The organism is Pseudobacteroides sp., assembly GCF_036567765.1.
Taxonomy (GTDB): Bacteria; Bacillota; Clostridia; order Acetivibrionales; family DSM-2933; genus Pseudobacteroides.
In genome coordinates this window covers 182896-204656 of the sequence record NZ_DATCTU010000032.1, presented here as the reverse complement: position 1 = coordinate 204656, position 21761 = coordinate 182896, and the positions used below count along the sequence as shown (strand labels likewise).

Annotated in this window: 13 protein-coding genes, 2 tRNA genes, 1 pseudogene and 1 other annotated feature; of the genes and pseudogenes, 7 read left to right on the top strand and 9 right to left on the bottom strand. The window is 38.5% G+C overall.

The window, feature by feature from the left end; genetic code table 11:
- A partial coding sequence (locus VIO64_RS05485; RefSeq protein ID WP_331915968.1) for a fibronectin type III domain-containing protein occupies nt 1-4401 on the bottom strand: 4401 nt, incomplete at its 3' end.
- Between the two features lie 493 nt (nt 4402-4894).
- Between VIO64_RS05485 and VIO64_RS05480 the strand changes: the two genes are divergently transcribed.
- Nucleotides 4895-4968: transfer RNA gene (locus tag VIO64_RS05480), tRNA-Gly, on the top strand.
- Between the two features lie 12 nt (nt 4969-4980).
- A tRNA-Arg gene (locus VIO64_RS05475) sits at nt 4981-5053 on the top strand.
- 171 nt (nt 5054-5224) lie between these two features.
- On the opposite strand, the gene VIO64_RS05470 is transcribed toward VIO64_RS05475, so the two are convergent.
- The 6 genes from VIO64_RS05470 to ruvC form a co-directional block, all read right to left on the bottom strand.
- Entirely contained in the window at nt 5225-5575 is a 351-nt protein-coding gene (locus VIO64_RS05470) for a hypothetical protein (protein ID WP_331915966.1), read from the bottom strand.
- A gap of 428 nt (nt 5576-6003) precedes the next feature.
- Complete coding sequence (locus VIO64_RS05465) at nt 6004-8205, bottom strand: N-acetylmuramoyl-L-alanine amidase family protein (RefSeq protein ID WP_331915964.1); 2202 nt, start codon at nt 8203-8205, stop codon at nt 6004-6006.
- Between the two features lie 240 nt (nt 8206-8445).
- Nucleotides 8446-8982: an epoxyqueuosine reductase QueH gene (locus VIO64_RS05460; protein ID WP_331915962.1), complete on the bottom strand. Its 537-nt coding sequence runs from the start codon at nt 8980-8982 to the stop codon at nt 8446-8448.
- Nucleotides 8983-8998: 16 nt separating this feature from the next.
- Nucleotides 8999-9991 carry a Holliday junction branch migration DNA helicase RuvB gene (ruvB, locus tag VIO64_RS05455; protein WP_331915960.1) on the bottom strand — a complete coding sequence of 331 codons (993 nt, stop codon included), beginning with the start codon at nt 9989-9991 and terminating at the stop codon, nt 8999-9001.
- Nucleotides 9992-10037: 46 nt separating this feature from the next.
- Nucleotides 10038-10643 (bottom strand): Holliday junction branch migration protein RuvA, encoded by a 606-nt coding sequence (ruvA, locus tag VIO64_RS05450; protein ID WP_331915958.1) that lies wholly within the window; start codon nt 10641-10643, stop codon nt 10038-10040.
- Between the two features lie 52 nt (nt 10644-10695).
- Complete coding sequence (gene ruvC, locus VIO64_RS05445; protein WP_331915956.1) at nt 10696-11181, bottom strand: crossover junction endodeoxyribonuclease RuvC; 486 nt, start codon at nt 11179-11181, stop codon at nt 10696-10698.
- Between the two features lie 116 nt (nt 11182-11297).
- Here ruvC and VIO64_RS05440 point away from each other — a divergent pair.
- Both VIO64_RS05440 and argH read left to right on the top strand, forming a co-directional pair.
- A pseudogene (locus VIO64_RS05440) lies at nt 11298-12527 on the top strand (argininosuccinate synthase); the annotation flags it as partial.
- A gap of 195 nt (nt 12528-12722) precedes the next feature.
- The gene (gene argH, locus VIO64_RS05435; RefSeq protein ID WP_331915954.1) at nt 12723-14102 is read left to right on the top strand and encodes an argininosuccinate lyase; all 1380 of its coding nucleotides are present in this window, start codon (nt 12723-12725) and stop codon (nt 14100-14102) included.
- Nucleotides 14103-14296: 194 nt separating this feature from the next.
- Here the strand turns inward: argH and VIO64_RS05430 are convergent, their stop codons facing one another.
- Nucleotides 14297-15361 carry an iron-containing alcohol dehydrogenase family protein gene (locus VIO64_RS05430; RefSeq protein WP_331915952.1) on the bottom strand — a complete coding sequence of 355 codons (1065 nt, stop codon included), beginning with the start codon at nt 15359-15361 and terminating at the stop codon, nt 14297-14299.
- Nucleotides 15345-16013, bottom strand: coding sequence for an MtnX-like HAD-IB family phosphatase (locus tag VIO64_RS05425; RefSeq protein ID WP_331915950.1), 669 nt, complete (start codon nt 16011-16013; stop codon nt 15345-15347). Before VIO64_RS05425 ends, VIO64_RS05430 begins: the two co-directional genes overlap by 17 nt.
- Nucleotides 16014-16297: 284 nt before the next feature.
- Nucleotides 16298-16552, top strand: a binding site (T-box leader).
- Nucleotides 16553-16742: 190 nt separating this feature from the next.
- On the opposite strand from VIO64_RS05425, the gene pheS reads away from it, so the two are divergent.
- The 3 genes from pheS to VIO64_RS05410 all read left to right on the top strand — a co-directional run bounded on the left by pheS (nt 16743) and on the right by VIO64_RS05410 (nt 21747).
- Nucleotides 16743-17762 (top strand): phenylalanine--tRNA ligase subunit alpha, encoded by a 1020-nt coding sequence (gene pheS / locus VIO64_RS05420; protein ID WP_331915948.1) that lies wholly within the window; start codon nt 16743-16745, stop codon nt 17760-17762.
- A 36-nt stretch (nt 17763-17798) separates the two neighbouring features.
- The gene (gene pheT / locus VIO64_RS05415) at nt 17799-20189 is read left to right on the top strand and encodes a phenylalanine--tRNA ligase subunit beta (protein ID WP_331915946.1); all 2391 of its coding nucleotides are present in this window, start codon (nt 17799-17801) and stop codon (nt 20187-20189) included.
- 208 nt (nt 20190-20397) lie between these two features.
- The gene (locus VIO64_RS05410; protein ID WP_331915944.1) at nt 20398-21747 is read left to right on the top strand and encodes a glucose-6-phosphate isomerase; all 1350 of its coding nucleotides are present in this window, start codon (nt 20398-20400) and stop codon (nt 21745-21747) included.
- Nucleotides 21748-21761 lie beyond the last annotated feature (14 nt).

The following is a 21761-nucleotide window of genomic DNA, read 5'->3' as shown; positions in this document are numbered from 1 at the left end:
TCCGCTTAATATAACTTTATGTGTTCCTCTCGCACTAAAGTTATATCTATAGTCTGAATAACTGTATGATCTCTGTATAAAATCTCCCTTTACTTCCATGATACCTGCTGTTAAGTTTTCAGTATGGTTATTATATGAATATGTACTAAATGTTCCTCCGACCTTCACATAGTCATACACATTTGTCATATTTAAAACTGCCCAAACATAACCTCCGTTGTTTTCAATCCTGTAGTCCTTATCAATTGTAAGCAGGCCTCCATTAACATTCACCGTACCGCCTGTCTGTATGAGGGAGCCGTTTACAGTCAGTTTGTAGCCGTTTAGGTCTATGGTCCCACCTGACAAATAGATGGTTCCGTAAGTTTTATCTTCACTTAATGTCAGGTTAGAGCTAATATTTATTGCACTTGTTACTTTATACGGTTCACTAATTAATGAGAAGTTTCCTGAATAGTCATAGGCCTTAACCGTATACTCATAAACAGTATTTGGTACCAATCCTGCATCGGTAAAGCTTGATGTTTTTGGACTTCCGACTTTTATTCCGTTTCTGTATATTTCATAACCGGTTACTTCAACATTATCTTTAGATGGAGTCCATGTAAGGTTTATAGATGTGCTATTTACAGAGGAAGCAGTCAAGCCTTCAGGTACCGAAGGTGATTCACTATCCACTTTGGTAGCTGCTGACTTCTGGCTGCTGGAAAGTGATTTGTTACCTGCCGCATCAAAGGCCTTAATTGTATATGTGTATGTAGTTCCCGGCTTTAATCCTGTATCTGTATAATCGGCAGATTCTGTTTCGATTATTTTTGTTCCATCCCTGTAAACCTCATAACCTTTTACGTCAATATTATCTGTTGACTTGGACCAGCTTAACCTGGCACTGGTAAGTGTAACTGTATCAACTGTAAGATCCTGGGGCTGTGTTGGAGCAATATTGTCAAAATAAACTGATTCACTTACAGATGAATAGTTGCCTTTTGCGTCAAAAGCCTTAATATAATATGTGTATAATCCGGAAGCACTCTTTGCATCAGTATAATCTGCTTTTATACTTGTGCCTACCTTCTTATCATCACAAAACACTTCATAACCTTTGACCTCAACATTGTCGGTAGATGGGTCCCAGGCAAGCGTCACTGTATTTTCGGTCCTGGACTTGATCTTTAGGTTTTGAGGTACTGATGGAGGCTCGTTATCATCTTTTGTGACAGCTGCAATTTCTGCACTGTATCCTGATTTGTTACCCTCAGCATCATATGCCAGTATCCTATACTTGTAATTGGTACTAGGCTGAAGTTTTGAGTCTGTGTATTTGGGCAGTTCACTACTTCCAACCTTTATATCATCCCGGTAAATCTCATATCCTCTAACCCTTGCATTATCACTTGAAGGTTCCCAAACAAGTGCAACTGTTGTAACTGTTGTTGACTCTGCTCCAAGTTTTTCCGGAATAGTGGGCGACTCAGTATCTTTTATCAATTCAGTCAGGGTTTTCCACACCTGTGTAGAATTAAAAACATATCCTGAGTCAAAGTATTTTGACAAAATCAATTGATTGAATTTTGAATTTCCGGGATTTTCGAAGCTTATATTCTGAACTCCGCTTCCGCTCAGAATGGTTTTATGGGTTCCTGATGCAACAAAATTATTTGAATAATTTGTATTTCTCTGTGTGAAGTCTCCCTTTATTTCGAGGGTTCCCGCTGTAAAATACCCTATGTCATTGTTTGAGCTGTAGGTGGCAAAGTTTCCTCCAACCTTTACATAATCCGATTCATTGTTCATCTTAAGTACTGCCCAGCAGTTGTAGTTTCCGTTCTGGAGTTTATAGTCCCCTGCTACATCAAGGCTTCCACCGTTAATTAACATAGTTCCGCCTGTTTGCAGCACACTGCCTGCTACCTCAAGCTTTCCTCCATGTATATCAACTGTACCGGTTTGTAATGTCAGATCTCCTTTTATTCCAACTGTCTTACCTGCCAAATCAATTGATGAGTTTGAAAGAAAAACCCCTGAATTGACGGCCATATTCTTATCCACTACTACTGTGGTATTAACAAGGCTTATGGGTGCTCCCTCAGCCTTATAGAGTCCCTTCAACTTTCTTGCTGCAACCACAGTAGAAAACACTATTTCGGAAGCTGTTTCCATGTCCAACTCATTAAACGTTGAATTCCCAGGGTTTTCAAAGCTTATTTTCTGAGCTCCGCTTCCACTAAAGATTGTTTTATGAGTTCCTGATGCAACAAAATTGTTTGAATAGTTTGTATTTTTCTGTGTGAAGTCACCCTTTATTTCGAGGGTTCCTGCTGTAAAATATCCTGAATCGTTATATGAGCTGTAGGTTGTAAAGCTCCCTCCAACCTTTACGTAGTCCGCTTCATTGTTCATTTTAAGTACTGCCCAGCAGTTGTAGTTCCCATTTTGCAATTTATAGTCCCCTGCTACATCAAGGCTTCCCCCATTTATATTAATGGTTCCGCCTGTTTGCAGCACACTGCCTGCTACCTCAAGCTTTCCTCCATGTATATCAACTGAACCGGTTTGCAATGTCAGATCTCCCTTTATGGACACTATCTTTCCTGCTATATCAATTGAGGAGTTTGAAAGAAGAACCCCTGAATTGACGGCTATGTCCTTGTCCACTGCTATTATGGTATTAATAAGGCTAATAGGTGCTCCCTCAGCCTTATGGAGTCCCTTCAACTTTCTTGCTGCAACCACAGAAGAAAACACTATTTTGGAAGCTGTTTCCATGTCCAACTCATTAAACGTTGAATTCCCAGGGTTTTCTAAACTTATTTTCTGAGCTCCGCTTCCACTAAAGATTGTTTTATGAGTTCCTGATGCAACAAAATTGTTTGAATAGTTTGTATTTTTCTGTGTGAAGTCACCCTTTATTTCGAGGGTTTCTGCTGTAAAATAACCTGAATCGTTATATGAGCTGTAAGTGGCAAAGCTCCCTCCAACCTTTACGTAGTCCGCTTCATTGTTCATTTTAAGTACTGCCCAGCAGTTGTAGTTTCCGTTCTGGAGTTTATAGTCCCCTGCTACATCAAGGCTTCCACCGTTAATTAACATAGTTCCGCCTGTCTGTGAAACATTACCGGATACAGTAGCCTTACGGCCTTTTAAATCCAAGGTCCCACCACTGATATTCAGGTTTCCGTTAATATCAAGCTTTCCTCCGCTAACATCAATAGTACCTCCATTTAACGCCAAATCTCCTTTTATGATAAGTGTAACTCCTCCAAAGTCAATTGAAGAGTTAGAAAGAATCAGTCCTGAATTAATGGTCATGTCCTTATCTACTTTGACTGTTGTATTTACAAGGCTAAATAACGGAGAGTATTCCGCCTTATGTAATCCATCCAGCCTTCTTGCCGCTACTGGAGTAACAAAGGATACTTTTGAAGCTGTATTCATGTCCAACACATTAAACGTTGAATTTCCAGGGTTTTCAAAACTTATTTTCTGAACTCCGCTTCCGCTAAGAATCGTTTTATGCGTCCCTGATGCGTTAAAATTACTTGAGTAGTTTGTATTTTTCTGTGTGAAGTCACCCTTTATTTCGAGGGTTCCCGCTGTAAAATAACCTGAATCGTTATATGAACTATAGGTGGCAAAACTCCCTTCAACCTTTACATAATCCGCCTCATTGTTCATTTTTAATACTGCCCAGCAGTTGTAGTTCCCATTTTGCAGTTTATAGTCCCCTGCTACATCTAGGCTTCCCCCGTTAATTAACATAGTTCCGCCTGTTTGTGCAATACTTCCTAATACAGTCAGCTTATGACCATTCAAATCCAAGGTTCCACCACTGATACTCAGGTTTCCGTATACCTTGTCCTCTTCTAATTTAATATCGGAGTTTATGTTCGTCTGAGGCAATGGTGTTGGTGTAACCGTTAAAGAATTTGTCGGACTAGAAGTTGATGTTTCTGTTGGCGTGGTTATGGATGTGATTTGAGGCGTATTTGTAGGTAAATTTGTTGGAACAATTGTTGGTATAGATGTTGGAGTATTTGCAGGTAAATTTGTTGGTGTATCTACTGGTGAATTTGTTGGCATGGATGTTGGCGTATTTGTGGGTACAATTGTCGGTATGGTTGTTAGTGTAGTGGAAGGTGCAGTTGTGGGCGTGTTGTTTGATATAGCTGTTGGTGTGTTATTAATATAGGTAGGCGTTACCGCAACAGAAGGGGTTACACTGTCATAAACCACTTCATTAACAGCTTCTTTGTCCGAATTAATACTCGAAGGTGAATCTGCCAAAACTCCTTTCTGATCATATGATACAACTAGCGGAGTTGAATATAAATCCGATATTTGTCCAAAAACAAGAATAATAGATAGAAAATAAGCCGTAAACCTTTTAATATTTTTTCTCATTTTATAAGCTCCCCCAATTTATTTTGTATATATAAAGCATTCTATAGAATGATAATAAAATAGATAAAATAATTAAATTTATATTTAAGGTATAAGAGAATTGTTTATCATTAGGCGTTGAAATGAAAACTGAATAGATAATTAGATTAATAACTCTTTAATATAAATACATAAGTAACAATTATACAGAAACTATAAAAAAATCGCTATTACGCTATTATTAATATATTCAATTCCCCTTTTCAAATCAAAATGTCATGCAATTCAAAGTAAATCAACCCAAGTCATATAAATAAGAGTATCTATTGTTTAGATATACCAATTCTATTATATTATTTATTAGATGCATTTTCAAACACTAACTTGTTTAGTTTTCCAGACTATTTTGTAACATTTTAATTTCAGCAACTTTTTTAAAAAATAGTATTGACAAATACATTTTGCACTTGTATAATGTTAAAGGTCGGCGAACGAAGTACATAATAATAAATGTGCGGGTGTAGTTCAATGGTAGAACCTCAGCCTTCCAAGCTGATTGCGTGGGTTCGATTCCCATCACCCGCTCCACAAATTTAATATGCGCCTGTAGCTCAGCGGATAGAGCAACCGCCTTCTAAGCGGTTGGCCGCACGTTCGAGTCGTGCCAGGCGCGCTAAAAGACTGGCTGACAGTCACAGAAGTAGAAAGAGAAGGATTTAAGCAGATTTTAAGATTATTATCTGATTAAGTCCTTCTCTTTTATATTCAATTTTAGGGGTTGACCCCCTGTTTGCTTTTTCTTCTTCATAATCCATCTCAAAAAGCAAATCTACATTTAAACAAGTTAATACACCACTGCTCCTCTATCTGGTATTCTGCCTTGTTCTTTAAACTCCTTAAAAATCTTATAAATGACCCTCATTGCAAAAAATCCCATTGTTTCTTCTCCGCTAATTACTCTGCTATGATGCCATTCATAAAAACATTCATTTAGAACTTTTATACCATTGCTGTTTACTGCATCTAAAAAATCCCTTTTTATTAAGGTTTCTTTTGATATTTCTATAACCCCATCATATTTCAATAATAAATCTTTATCATATTCTTTATTTACATCTACCCCCGAATATCCATACAATACACATAGGTCATCTTCTTTTATTAACTTATAATAGATACTTATCCCTCTACTCATACTGAAATCTCCTAAAACCAAGAATTTATTGTGTTACCATGCCAATCAACAAGAAGCACCTAAACTAATCATCCGAACTTCTCATGCAGACCTTGCATGCCTAATATATCATAATTCTTACAAACACAGCATAATTTGCTCTAATGATTGAAAGATAATAGGTTGCTGCATTTAGCTTGTACCATCAATTGGCTATTAACCTACTTATTGTATTACATGGATTTATAGATATCCAAATATCAAAACACTTGTGGAAAATTATGCAATTTATTCAACAAAATCTGTTTCTGCCTTTTATTGCAAAACAAAAATATTTGTATATGTTTTGTACGTTTATTGTATAAAACATGTATAAGATTAATAAAAAAGCACCTCTACAAAGAAGTGCTTTCTTATTAATCTTATACTATTGAATAATCATCTGGCTATCACATTTCACTAAAGCCTTTTAAAATTGATTTATACAGTGCCTCTGCTGTCTTCTGCTTGAAACTGTCACTTTGCAGCAGTGCAAAGTCATCCTTGTTTGTCATAAATGCTATCTCTGCAAGAGCTGCAGGCATTTTTGTGGCCTTTAACACTACCAAGTTTGGTCTTTCAACAATGCCCCTGTTTTTAGTATTCAAAGTATTTATAAGATTATCCTGTATTATCTGAGCAAACCTCTTGCTGGTAAAGCCTGCACTATTAGTGCGGTTCGGGAAGTACAAAGTCTCTGTTCCTCTTTCTTTGGAGTAATAGGCATTGTTATGTATGCTCAAAAACAAGGAGGCATTCAGATCATTTGCAATATATGCCCTCTCATAAAGACCTATATAAGCATCCTCTTCTCTTATTATGTAGGATTTTATTCCTGCTTGTTTTAAAAGCTTGTCCAGCCTCATTGAAATATCCAGATTGAATGTCTTTTCTACTGTTCCAAAGCTTTCTGCTCCCGGCTCACTCCCACCATGCCCCGGGTCAATTACTACAAGCTTCTCACCTGGCAGTGCTGGCTTTAAAATAGTTATGGCCGTGTCATTTAAATTTGATCTTGAAAATATGTTGTAAACAAACTTTTCAGTTGCGTTGAAAGTTATGCTCGTAGTTTTCTTAGCACTATCCTTTTTTATCTCAATGCTTTTTAAGTACTTGTCATCTATGTACATTGTGCCTTCATCAAGGTCAGCCTGACTGCTTGGGAAAGTGATTGTATATACTGTATTGTTTTCACTGTAGTGGCCTGTATAATGCTTTTTCAAGCTTTCGCCGCCCTCTGTAAGGGTTGCCCCTTTCAGTGTAAAACCTACTCTATCTCCCATATTGCTGTATTTTATATTTCTAAAAAGAGGTGCATCTACACTTACAACCAGCTTACCGTCCTCAATATCAGACTTGAACTGTACCTGGCCCGAAACGTCTAAAACAACTCTGGCCGTTTTTTCGTCAAACATCGCATAACGAATCTTTTTTATGTACTTGCCGTTTACGTTTATTGTTTGCTGGTCCTTGGAGGTCTTAGCATTGGGAATATCAATCGCAATCCTGTCCGGCTCTGTATATCTGGTAATATGATAACCACTGTAGCTCTCTGCATTTATTAATACCTTTTCCCTGCTATTTTCATTGGAATATTTAACTTCCAAATTTTCATCCTGGCCGTTTACTGGGTCTGGAGTCGAAGTTGCCTCCGGACTGTTATCCGAAGATGCCGGTGTGGGAGTAGGAACAATTGTTGGAGTAGGTAGTTCAGAAGGTGTGGGTGTAGACGTTATTGTAGGCGTCATTGTCGGTGTCGGAGTAGGTGTAACACTACTTGTTGGTGTCTCACCTCTGTCTTCATCACCTCTGCTGGAAGTACTTGTTCCTGCAATACTCAAAACCAACTTGTCAGGCAGCTTCTCAACTTTATATTGGGCTTTATCATTTACGTCCAAAACAACCCTGGCAACCTTTTCCTCAAATTGGGAATACCGGACAGCCTTAATCTGAGCTGACTTTATGTTGATCTTGTTTTTTATAGTCATGCTGGTATTGGGTAAGTCAACCACTATTCTGTTTTTATCGGGATCATCTATCTTAAATATGTTGTAATCGGAATAATTTGTTATATGTAAGGTTACCTTGTCATTTTTTCCATCCGGAGTGTATACTATGTTATCAAGTTTTGCCATTACATTTCCACTTTTCTTGCTATTAACGGTAACAAGCTTTTCATCGGCATTCCATCCCACTTCCATGTTTAGCTGTTCACCGACAAACCTTAAAGGTATCATCGTCCTGCTGTTTATAATTTTGGCCGGCACGTCCATTTCAACGCTTTTATTATTTACCGACGCCTTATTGTTATTAATGGTAAGTAGTATTTTATAGTCACCTAGTTCCACACCTACCTGTCCCGTTTTTTCATCCCAGGTTATACGTGCACCTAGCTGCTCAAAAATAGCCCTGGCCGGAACAAGTGTCCGATTGTCTACAATGATGGGTGCTGTATCCGACTTGACAGCTGCTCCGTTTACCTTAATGCTTATAGTTCCTTGGTTTTTATGTATAGTATTATTATTCGTCACGCTAGAATTGGCAGCAAAGGAAGTCGATACCATTGCAAAGGAAATCGCAGAGGTCAGCAGAACTTCTCCAATTTTTTTCATTATTAACACCTCTTCATTTGTATATTATTATATTTATCGGTATGCAATAGATAATAAACAACCGTTAATAGGTAAGTACATTGCAATAAACATATTTCAAAATAAAATATTAAGCCCCATAGTTCATACTGATGGGGTTTTATTTACGTATATATAATATTATATTACAATGCCATCGACATTTTAAGTCCTTTTGTCCTATTGAAATAAAATTGTAATACAAATGTAATACAAGACAACTTAAGGCCTTTTAATCCTGCTTTGGGCTTCCTCATAGGAAATTATGCAACCGCAGAATTTCTGTCTGTATAGTCCCATTTCCTTTGCCTGCTGCTGGCCTTGCCTGAAGCCGGGTCTAAAGTCCCTGTAATAAAAATCGATGCCATATTTTTGTGCAGCCTTTTCGCCCAATTCCTTAATAAGCTCATGTTTTTGATAGGGGCTTACCAAAAGAGAAGTTGTAAAACTGTCAAACCCCTTATCCGCCGCATACTCAGCAACCTTATGGAGCCTCATACTGTAACAGAAAAAACAACGTTCTTCGCCGTCTCCCTTATACGAAGCCCAATCCTGCTGCATAAATTCATCAAAATATGCCACAGGAAAGTCTATGACTTTTGAAAGAATGCCAACATTTTCTTTTCTCAGGTTAAATTCTTCTATAGGGTGTATGTTGGGATTATAAAATATTCCTTCAAAACCTATGTTTTCATCTTTAATGACGCTTATGGGATACACCGAACAGGGTGCACAACACATGTGAAGCAACAACTTCATATAGATCTCCTCATTCCTATTCCTTTATTCCAAAGTGTTCATATGCAAGCCTTGTCGCCATTCTTCCTCTTGGAGTCTTGTTTATAAAACCCAGCTGTAGTAGATAAGGTTCGTAAACATCCTCTATAGTTTCAGTTTCTTCCCCAATTGATGCAGCAAGGGTATCAAGCCCTACAGGTCCACCTCCGAACTTATTTATTATTGAGAGAATCATGTTCCGGTCGACTCCATCCAGCCCGATAGGATCAATTTCCAATGCATTAAGTCCCATATTGGCAACCTCCCTGCTAATATAACCATCGGCTTTCACCTGGGCAAAATCCCTGACCCTTTTTAGAAGCCGGTTGGCTATTCTGGGTGTACCCCTTGATCTTGCAGCTATCTCCCTAGCTCCGTCCTCGTCAATCCCCATTCCAAAAATGCCTGCCGACCGCTTTACAATGAGCATCAGTTCATCCACAGTGTACATTTCCAGCCTGTTTATAACTCCAAACCTGTCCCTTAACGGAGATGTTAACAGCCCAGCCCTGGTGGTGGCACCGATTAGTGTAAACTTGGGCAGATCAAGCCTTATGGAGCGGGCACTTGGACCCTTTCCTATTATTATATCAAGTGCATAATCCTCCATTGCAGTATAAAGTATCTCTTCGACACTTCTATTTATTCTGTGTATCTCATCTATAAAAAGCACATCAAAATTTCCAAGGTTTGTAAGGATAGCCGCCAAATCACCCGGCTTTTCTATGGCAGGGCCTGATGTTATCCTTAAATTAACACCAAGCTCAGAGGCAATTATACCCGCAAGTGTTGTCTTTCCCAGGCCCGGGGGTCCATACAGCAATACATGATCCAATGCCTCATTCCTCTGCTTGGATGCCTCTATAAACACTTTGAGGTTTTCCTTAACCTTATTCTGCCCTATATACTCCTGGAACTTCCTTGGCCTTAAGCCTACTTCATCATAATCCTCATTACGAACCTCACAGCCAACCAATCTTTCCTCTTCCATTAAGATATCTCCTTAGCATACCAAATTCCTTTAGCCATTCACTACCTTATCTTACAAGGCTCTTCAATGCATTTTTAACTATTGACTCCAGATCCATATCCTCCGAATATACTGAATTAACAGCTTTGCTGGCTTCCAACGGTGTATAACCCAGAACCACAAGAGCACTTATTGCCTCATCTGCCCTTGAATTATCATTTCCGGTTTGTGCTGGCCAGCCAACCTGATCAGCTGTTTCTACAAGCTGCTCCTTCTTTATCTTGTCTTTAAGCTCCAGAATTATTCTCTGAGCCATCTTGTTGCCTATCCCGGGAGCCTTTGTAAGCGTCTTGACATCGTCTGTAATAATAGCAAGACCAAATTTTGTAACAGGCACCGAGGAAATAACAGCCAATGCAGCTTTAGGCCCTACCCCTGAAACTGATATCAGCATTTCAAACATATTGAGCTCTTCCCTGGTGATAAAACCGTAAAGGCTCATAATATCTTCTCTCACATAAAGATGCGTATATAACTTTACATCATCTCCCACAGCTCCTGCCTTTTCAATTGTGGTAAGGGATGTATTTACCCGGTATCCTATACCATTTACATCTATAACCATATAATCATTATGCTTAAGTTCCAAACTTCCCTTTATATATGCGATCATGTTTTTTTCCTTTCAGAAAATTTCTGCAATTTTGATCATCTCATTGAAATGACTATAGCCTGCTTAACATGTTGTAGGAGTGTCCATGGCAAATGGCAATGGCTAAAGCATCTGCCACATCATCAGGCTTTGGGACAGAGGGCAGATTTAGAATAATCTTAACCATCTGCTGTACCTGTGACTTCTCCGCACGTCCATACCCTGCCACAGCCTGTTTTACCTGAAGAGGCGTGTATTCAAAGACCTCTACACCAAGTCTGGCAGCCGATAAAAGTGCCGCTCCTCGTCCATGGCCTACTGTTAATGCGGTTTTAATATTCTTATTGAAAAACAATTCTTCTACTGCCACAAAATCAGGTTTGTTTTTTAAAATCAGTTCCTCCAGCATACTGTTTAATATAAGAAGCCTTTTAGGAAGCAGCTCTTTTGCTTCGGTTGTAACTGCACCATAATCTATAACCGAAAATTTGTTCCCCTCATATTTTACTATACCATATCCCGTTATTGCAACTCCAGGGTCAATCCCCATTATAATCAACTAAAAACAACTCCTTTGATAAATCCTATGTTTTATTGCATATTTATACAGTCTATTGTATAATATTAAACATTAAAATAATAAATACATTGTAACATATAAGAGGAGGATTTGGTATGAGCAAGAAGGAAAAGGTAATTCTCGCCTATTCCGGCGGATTAGATACATCAATAATAATACCATGGCTTAAAGAAAATTATGATTACGAAGTTATAGCTATGGCTGCCGATGTCGGTCAAGGAGAAGAGCTTGATCCCCTTAACGAAAAAGCTATAAAAACCGGTGCAAGTAAAATCTATATTGAAGATCTAAAGGAAGAATTCGTTACTGACTTTATATTCCCTACAATTAAGGCAAATGCGATATATGAAGGCAAATATCTTTTAGGTACATCTTTTGCAAGACCGATAATAGCTAAAAGAATGATTGATATAGCTTTAAAAGAAGGTGCAACAGCAATAGCACACGGTGCCACAGGTAAAGGTAATGACCAGGTAAGGTTTGAACTCACTGTAAAAGCACTTGCACCTCATCTTAGAATAATAGCACCATGGAGAATCTGGGATATAAGATCAAGGGAAGATGCTATTGACTATGCATTGGAAAGAAATATTCCAATTCCTGTTTCCAAAAAAGATAATTACAGCATGGACAGAAATTTGTGGCATTTAAGCCATGAAGGTCAGGATCTTGAAGATCCATGGAATGAGCCTCAATACGATAAAATACTAAAGCTTATGGTTCCACCGGAAAAGGCTCCCGATAAGCCTGCATATGTTGAGGTATACTTTGAAAAAGGTATCCCTGTAAAAGTAAATGGCGTAAAATACAAACCTGTCGAACTTATTGAAGTTCTCAACAAAATTGGCGGCGAAAACGGTATAGGCATAGTAGACATGGTTGAAAACCGTTTGGTGGGAATGAAATCAAGGGGTGTATATGAAACACCGGGTGGAACTATTCTCTATGCTGCACACAGAGAACTTGAACTTTTATGCCTTGACAGGGATACTCTCCATTACAAGGATTTGGTTTCTCAAAGATTTGCAGAGTTGGTTTACTTCGGTCAATGGTATACACCATTAAGGGAAGCTTTATCAGCCTTTGTAGACAAGACTCAGGAAAATGTTACAGGTACAGTAAGAATGAAGCTGTATAAAGGTAACTGTATGCCTGCAGGAGCTAAATCTCCATATTCACTTTACAGCGAAGAGCTTTCAACTTTCAGCAGAGATGAGGTTTACAACCAAAAAGATGCTGAAGGATTCATAAACCTCTTTGGTCTTCCTATGAAAGTTAGTGCTTTAATGAAACAGAACATATTAAGTAGTGAAGATAAAGGTAAAAAGAGCAAAGACTCAAAAGGTGCTTCAAAATCATCAGAGAAGAGCAAGGATAAATCAAAGAGTGCAAGCAAAGGTGCATCCAAGGAGTCTTCCAAAGCTTCCTCAAAAAGTACCGAAAAGAAAAAAAACAACTCAACTAAATCCAAGAAAAAGGGTTAATCATGATCAAATAATAAACATGGGAGTGAAGAACAAATGAAGCTTTGGGGCGGTAGATTCCAAAAAAATACTGACAAGATTGTTGATGACTTTCATTCTTCAATAAGATTTGACAGCAGGATGTATAAGCAGGATATTATCGGAAGCATTACCCATGCAAAAATGCTTGGTAATTGTGGTATTATACCACCTCAAGACTCTGAACTTATACAGAAAACTCTTTTTGAAATACTATCAGATATTGACAACGGTCAAGTTGAGTTTGAAACTGATGCTGAAGACATTCATATGAATGTAGAGAAAATACTGATTGAAAGAATTGGTGATATCGGTAAGAAGCTACATACAGGGAGAAGCAGAAATGACCAGGTCGCCCTTGATATAAGAATGTATTTAAAGAGTGAAATAGACGAGTTGGATAACCTTCTTATTTCTCTTTTAAATACCATAATAAAGCTTGCTGAACAAAATCTTGATACAATAATGCCTGGTTATACACATCTTCAGCGTGCACAACCCATAACCTTCGCACACCATCTCATGGCTTATTTCCAGATGTTTAGAAGGGATACCGAAAGACTTGGCGACTGCTACAAAAGAACCAACATAATGCCTCTTGGCTCAGGTGCCTTAGCAGGTACCACCTACCCCCTTGACAGGCATATGGTAGCCAAAGAATTAGGGTTTGACTCAATTACCGAAAACAGTCTTGATGCAGTTAGTGACAGGGATTTTGTAATTGAACTGGCATCATGCTTGTCTATTATTATGATGCACTTAAGCAGGTTTTCAGAAGAGCTTATTTTGTGGTCTTCCTATGAGTTTGGATTTATAGAAATGGATGATTCTTATAGTACCGGAAGCAGTATAATGCCCCAAAAGAAAAATCCTGATGTTGCGGAGTTGGTCAGAGGTAAGACAGGAAGGGTTTATGGAAGTCTCATGTCAATCCTTACTGTTATGAAATCCCTTCCCCTTGCGTATAACAAAGATATGCAGGAAGACAAGGAAGGAATATTTGACAGCGTAGATACTGTAAAGCTGTGCCTTAACGTATTTACCAATATGCTTGCAACAATCAAGGTTAAAGGCGATAATATGCTGAAAGCTGCTCAGGGAGGCTTTACCAACGCTACAGACATCGCAGATTATCTTGTCAAAAAGGGTATTCCTTTCAGAACAGCACATGAGATAATAGGTAAAATGGTGCTTTACTGTATAGGAAAGAATATCTCCATAGATGAGCTGTCAATGGATGAGCTTAAAGAGTTTTCAGATTCAATACAGGATGACATATACGAGGAAATCAGCCTTAAAAAGTGCGTTTCAGAAAGGAAACTTCCTGGAGGTCCGGCAAAAGAAAGCGTACAGCAATCTATTGATACCGGACGTGCATTTATTGAGTCAAAGGCTTAAAATTCGTGGTGTAGAATACCCCACAATTTCCTAGAGACATATAAAGCTGCTTGCAAACTGTTAATCATAGCAATTTGTAGCAGCTTTTTCAATGTCTAGGAAATTATTAGGGATGCACACCACAATTTCTCACGACAACGACCAAGGTTGACAAAATCATTTCATGGTTTTGTTCCTCTGTACAGCAATAGTTTTTAATATACCAATATGCTCTTCAAAATCTCATCTTCCCTGATAATTTGCTTTGCCTTCTGCCTGTACTCGTCCATATGAATATATGTATACCTGTTTGGCTTTATTGAAGGTGCCAAGTCAATAGCACTTTCCAAATCGCTGGCTTTTAAACCGTGGGTCTTGACATGCTCAAAAAAACCTGTTGAATTGAACACCTTTGTTACCCTCTCAAAGCGATGCTCCTGAACCTTAGCCATGAGGTAAGTAGCGACACCAACCTGAAGTCCATGTAGCTTAGGCACATCAAGTATCTTATCTAGTGCATGGGATATAAGGTGCTCGCTTCCGCTTGCCGGTGCAGATGTCTGTGCAATTTCTACAGCTATACCGCTCATAGTCAAAGAGTCAACTAATTCCTTTATGAAGAAATCTTCCCTAATGCTTTTAAATTCTGTTCTTACAAAGCTGTTGACCGATTTTTTTGCAATCATTACAGCAAAGTCATCCACTTTTCCCTTACCGTTCTTTTCTTCAAACTCCCAGTCATAGATAGCTGTAATCTTAGAAACCAGATCTCCGATTCCTGAAAATATATACTTTTCAGGTGCTTCCTTAATTACATCTATATCTACAACAATTCCATAGGGGATAACCGCATTTACCGAGGTACGTTTTCCCTCAATGATGAGCGAACAGCTTGAACTGGAGTAACCGTCATTTGATGCAGAAGTGGGGACGCTTATAAAAGGAAGCTTCTTTAAAAAGCAGCAGTACTTTGCAACATCCAAGGCCTTCCCCCCTCCTATACCAACAATAACATCCGCCTCTGCAGGTATTGTAAACGCTGTTTTTACAATGCTGTTTATATCAATATTATCGCTTTCTATTGTCTTCACAATCTTTGTGGACTGGAATTTAAATGACTGGCGTATTCTTTCACCAAACATATCGTTTATCCCTTGGCCCAAAAACATGACAATATTGGAGAACCCGGATTTTTCAATAAGTGCTCCAATGTATGACAGATTTCCCTTGCCTACCTCCAGAATTGCAGGTATGGATATTCTGTTATTTCCTGCTTTCATAGTTAATCACTCCCATTTGGTTCAAATAAGCTCCTATTTCATTGAAGTTATCGACAGCTACAAAATTATGACCGGAGTTTTGCAGCATTTTTTGCAGGTGTCCCCTTGCAAAAATAATATCCGCTATTTTAGATGCTTTAAAATCAGGCTCACTATCCCCTGCATAGTACAGCTTTGGATACATTTTCTTATAATGCTCTACAACCAGAGCCTTATCCACTCCATAGGTTTCGGAATAAAACGGGCTGCTTGTGTCAGCTGTCATAACTATCTTTCCGTCCTGATAAACGCCGTTATTTGATATTACTTTTACATCTTTAATTTCCAAATATTCGAGAAGTTTATCAATATAATAATTACAACCTGCACTAAGGATCATAAAATCACCGTTTGCTTCCCTAATGCTTTTTATGAATTCCTTTGCATATGTATCAAACTTTATATCCATTACTGCCTTTAAAATTTCCTCTTCACTTTCATTTGTAGACCCGAAAATGGCTTTCAGAAACTCAAGTACAGTCATTTTATCACTTGTCCAGTTTCTATAAATTTCCTTACCCTTATCTCCAAGAAATTTTTTCATGATAATAAAGTAGAAATCCTCATCCGTTAAAGTACCGTCAAAATCCGATATAAAAATAAAATCCTTCATAAACTAAGCTCCAATCCAATTAGAATCAACTACTGCAAATTACTGATTGTTTTAATCACATTCATATATTATAGTATGTTAACCACCTAGCTGATTATTAATTCAGTATTAAATGCAACAAATGCAAGAATATTGCCGTTTTTTAATATATAACTGCGATAGAATTTGGTTTCTATAGATTATACCATATATGTAAAACTCATTAAAAACATTTTTTGCCATACCACAACATTTGCTTTTTATATTGTATGTTTTTTTAACATGTGCTATAATTATCTAAATTGTCAAAAGCTTTGATAGAGTAAAGTAGACGGACATAGTCGATTTTAGAGAGGAGATATCGGCGGCTGAAAGTATCTCCATGAGACAAACCGTTGAAGTTCCCTCTGGAGCTGCATCTTTGAACTGAGGAATAGTTCAAATATTGATTATTCCCTATAGTAGGAGATGCCGGAGCAAACCCGTTAAAGTAATGAGTGTTTACCTTTTTATTTGGTGAAAACTTGGGTGGTACCACGGAGATTACCTTCGTCCCTTTTCGGGATGAGGGTTTTTTTAATGTGGTGAGTTATTTTTTAATCATGCCTTGTCATGATCAAAAAATAACATCCGCTATAAATTTCGCTTATGTGTTGACTTAACTCGTCAACACCCGCTCAAAAGCGGAAGTAGTTTTTTAATCATGCCTTAAATACTACAGATTAATCTTATAAAGGAGGAATATAAAAAATGAGAGAGCAGCTAATAAGTATTAAGGATCTGGCAGAGAAAGAACTTTCCAACGTTCAGTCTATTCAGGATCTCGAATCCCTTCGTGTTAAATATTTAGGAAAAAAAGGTGAGCTGACTGGTGTGTTAAGGGGTATGGGTGCCCTATCTGCTGAGGAACGCCCTGTTATAGGTCAGCTTGCAAATGAAGTTAGAGCTTTCATTGAAGGTAAAATCGAAGAAACAAACAATGAACTCATTAAAAAAGAGAGGTCGGAAAAGCTTCAAAAAGAAGTGATTGATGTAACAATACCAGGGAAACGTAAAAACCTTGGTAAAAAGCATCCTTTAAGCATCGTTACCGATGAAATCAAGGACATCTTTATTGGTATGGGATATGAAATTGCTGAAGGTCCTGAGGTGGAATTTGATTATTACTCTTTTGAAGCTCTGAATATCCCTAAGGGTCATCCTGCAAGGGATACACAGGATACCTTCTATATAAATGAGCAAATTGTTCTAAGGCCTCAAACCTCACCGGTACAAATAAGGGTAATGGAGAATAAGAAGCCTCCAATTAAGATATTGAGCCCCGGTAGAGTATACCGTTCAGATGCTGTTGACGCCACCCACTCCCCTATATTCCATCAGATAGAAGGCCTAGTAGTTGATAAAGGAGTTACCATGAGCGATTTGATCGGAACTCTTCAGGTTTTTGCAAAAAGCCTTTTCGGAGAACACACCAAAATACGGCTCAGGCCCCACCACTTCCCTTTTACTGAACCAAGTGCGGAAGTTGATGTTTCATGTTGGTCCTGCGGGGGTTCAGGTTGTAGAATGTGTAAAAATGAGGGGTGGATTGAAGTTTTGGGTGCTGGTATGGTACATCCTAAGGTTCTTGAGAGGTGTGGCATCGATCCCGATGTATACAGCGGTTTTGCCTTTGGTATAGGAGTTGAAAGAACTGCAATGGGCAGATTTAATATAGATGATTTAAGGTTATTTTATGAAAATGATATTAGATTTTTAAATCAGTTTTAAGAATTACTAATTTGACGGAAGAAGGGAGATATAAAAATGAAAGCACCGCTTAGTTGGTTAAAAGATTATGTTGATATAAATGTACCCCCCAAAGAGTACGCAAACGCACTGACCCTGTCAGGTTCAAAGGTTGAGGGCATAGATACCGCAGGTGAAGAAATCACCAAGGTTGTGGTTGGCAAGATAATATCTATAGAAAAGCACCCTGATGCAGATAAGCTCCAGGTTACCAAGGTTGATGTGGGTACCGAAGTTATCCAGGTTGTAACAGGTGCACAGAATATAAGCCTTGGAGACTTCATTCCTGTGGCTTTGGTTGGTGCTACCCTTCCTGGAGATAAAAAAATATCAAAGGGAAAGCTTCGAGGCATAGAGTCATGTGGTATGATGTGTTCCATAGCAGAACTGAATCTGACTAAGGAAGACTTCCCTGAAGCAGCAGAAAACGGAATTTTTATCCTTAATAAGGAACTCCCCTTAGGCAAGGATATTAAAGAAATATTAGGCCTTAATGAGATAACAGTGGAGTTTGAAATCACTTCAAACAGGCCTGACTGCTTCAGCATGGTGGGATTGGCAAGAGAATCAGCGGTAACCCTTGGAACCCAATTTAGAAAGCCGGAAATCACAGTTAAGGAAGAAGGAGACGATGCAGCTAAATACGCATCCGTTGAAATAAAAGATGCCGATCTATGTCCAAGGTATGCAGCAAGGGTTGTAAAGGACGTCAAGATAGGTCCATCCCCAAAATGGCTTAAAGACAGGCTTAAGACAGCAGGCGTAAGATCAATCAACAATATAGTTGATATCACAAACTATGTTATGTTGGAGCTTGGCCAGCCCATGCATGCATTCGACCTTGAGAAGTTGCAGGATAAAAAGATCATTGTAAGAAGAGCAGTTGACGGCGAAGTGATGCAAACATTGGATGAACAGGAAAGAAGCCTTGATTCCTCAATGCTTGTTATAGCTGACGGCGTAAAGCCTGTTGCAGTAGCAGGGGTAATGGGCGGAGCCAACTCAGAAGTAGATGATAATACAAAAACCATACTTTTTGAATCTGCCAATTTCCATGGAATATCCGTAAGACTTACCGGTAAAAAGTTGGGTCTTCGTACTGAAGCATCCTCCCGCTTTGAAAAGGGTCTTGATGTTGAAAACGTCATAACAGCCCTTGACAGAGCTGTACAACTAGTAGAAATGCTTGGTGCCGGAACTGTTTGCAAGGGCATTATAGACTGCTATGTTAAAAAGCCTGAAGTCAGAAAGCTGCCTCTTAACCCTGAAAAGATAAATAAATTTTTGGGAACATCCATCGAACCACAGTATATGATTAACCTTTTCAAAAACCTTGAGTTTGGCGTTGATGAAAGCTCAATGACTTTGACAGTTCCCAGCTTCCGCCCCGATGTTGAAAGGGAAGCTGATGTTTTTGAGGAAGTTGCAAGGTTCTATGACTACAACAACATAACCCCTACCCTGCTTTCCGGAAAAGAAGCTACCCAGGGCAAGAAGACCTTTAAGCAGAAGGTAGAGGATTCAATTAAAAACACCATGACAGGATGCGGGCTTTCAGAGATTTACACATACTCCTTCACAAGCCCTAAGGTTTGGGATAAAATAAATCTCCCATCGGACAGCAAGCTTAGGAAAGCTGTTGTAATTACAAATCCTTTAGGAGAGGATTATAGTGTAATGCGTACAACAACAATCCCTGAAATGCTTGATGTCATCAGCAGGAACCATAACAGGAGGATTGAAGAAGCAAGGCTTTTTGAGGTTTCAAGCGTATATCTCCCTCAAAGCATTCCCGTTACCGATCTTCCCGTTGAAAAGCCTGTACTTACAATAGGCATGTACGGAAATACAGACTTTTATGATCTAAAGGGTATTGTGGAAGAGCTTCTTTTCTCACTTAAGATTTCCAAGTATGAGTTTGCTCCACTTAAAGATTTTGCACCGCTGCATCCCGGAAGAACCGCACAGCTTCTTATAAACGGAAAAGCCGCAGGAATAATAGGAGAAATACACCCTGAAGTGGCAGACAACTTCGAAGCCCCTGAAAAATCTTATATTGGCATTATTGATGTAGAGCCCCTTGTGGAGAACGCCTCATTCAAGGCAAGCCATAAGTCTCTGCCCAAGTTTCCTGCCGTTACAAGGGATATAGCAATGCTTGTAAAAGATGAAATTCTTGTTAAGCAAATTGAAGATATAATCAAGCAAAGATCGGGTAAGATCCTCGAGAGAGTTAAATTATTCGATGTCTATAAGGGAAAACAGGTCCCTGAAGGAATGAAGAGTGTTGCATACTCTATTAATTTCAGAGCTGAGGATAGAACCCTCACAGACGAAGAAGTGGCTAAGACAATGGTTAAGATATTGGATGGCCTCAAGAATATTCTCGGAGCACAGCTTAGGGAATAATTAATATAAAATATACAAATAATCTATGAGTGCAAAACGAAATTATAAAGTGATTTTGTTCTGCACTCATTATTCAATATATATTGGACTTTGTTCAATGATTTTGTTATAATGCTATATAAATTGTGCCTGATATCAATAGGTAAAACACAATTATACATATTGAAAATCAATTTAAGATTAAATAAAATACACAGGAGGTTTAGAAATGCAAAAAATTCAATTCGATTATTCAAAAGCAATTGGCTTCATTAATGAAAGCGAAGTTACCAACCTTATCCCTTTTGTACAATCTGCACATGAAATGCTTCATAACAAAACAGGGGCTGGAAACGACTTTTTGGGATGGGTTGATCTTCCATTAAACTATGATAAGGAAGAATTCTCCAGAATAAAAGCTGCTGCAGAAAAAATTAAATCTGACTCCGACGCCCTTGTAGTTATCGGTATAGGCGGTTCATATCTTGGTGCAAAAGCTGCAATAGATGTTCTCTCCCACTCATTCTACAACAACTTGCCAAAGTCTATCAGAAAGACTCCTGAAATATATTTCGTAGGTAACAACATAAGCTCAACATACATATCCGACCTTCTTGAATTGTTGGACGGTAAGGAAATCTCTGTAAATGTAATATCCAAATCAGGTACAACCACAGAGCCTGCCTTGGCCTTCAGAATTTTCAAGGAATACATGGAGAAAAAGTATGGCAAAGATGGAGCAAGAAAAAGAATTTATGCTACTACAGACAAGTCTAAGGGAGCATTAAAGAAGCTTGCTACTGAAGAGCAATACGAAACATTTGTTGTTCCCGATGATGTAGGAGGAAGATTCTCTGTCCTCACGGCTGTTGGACTTCTGCCTATTGCCGCTGCGGGTATAAATATTGATGAAATTATGGCCGGTGCTGCTGCTGCATATGATTTGTATAAAAACACAAACGTTATGGAGAATGACTGCTATAAATATGCTGCTGTAAGAAATGCACTTTATAACAAGAACAAAACAATTGAAATATTAGTAAATTATGAACCATCACTCCACTTTATGACTGAATGGTGGAAACAGCTTTACGGAGAAAGCGAAGGTAAGGACCAGAAGGGTATCTTCCCTGCCGGGGTTGATTTCTCTACTGACCTCCATTCAATGGGTCAATATATACAGGATGGCTTGAGAAACATCTTTGAAACAGTTATAAACGTTGAAAAGCCTAAGAAAGGCCTTGTAGTTAAGGAAGATCCCCTTAACGTTGATGGACTTAATTTCCTTACAGGCAAGGATGTAGATTTCGTAAACAAAAAGGCAATGGAAGGAACACTTCTCGCACATACTGACGGCGGAGTTCCCAATCTCATTCTGACAGTGCCCGAACTCAATGCATATTGCTTCGGAAGCCTGGTTTATTTCTTTGAAAAAGCTTGTGGTATAAGCGGATATCTCCTGGGAGTAAACCCATTCAACCAGCCTGGAGTTGAAGAATATAAGAAGAATATGTTTGCACTTTTAGGCAAGCCTGGATACGAAGAAGAAAAGAAGAAGCTTGAAGCACGCCTCAAATAAGGGTAATCCATATT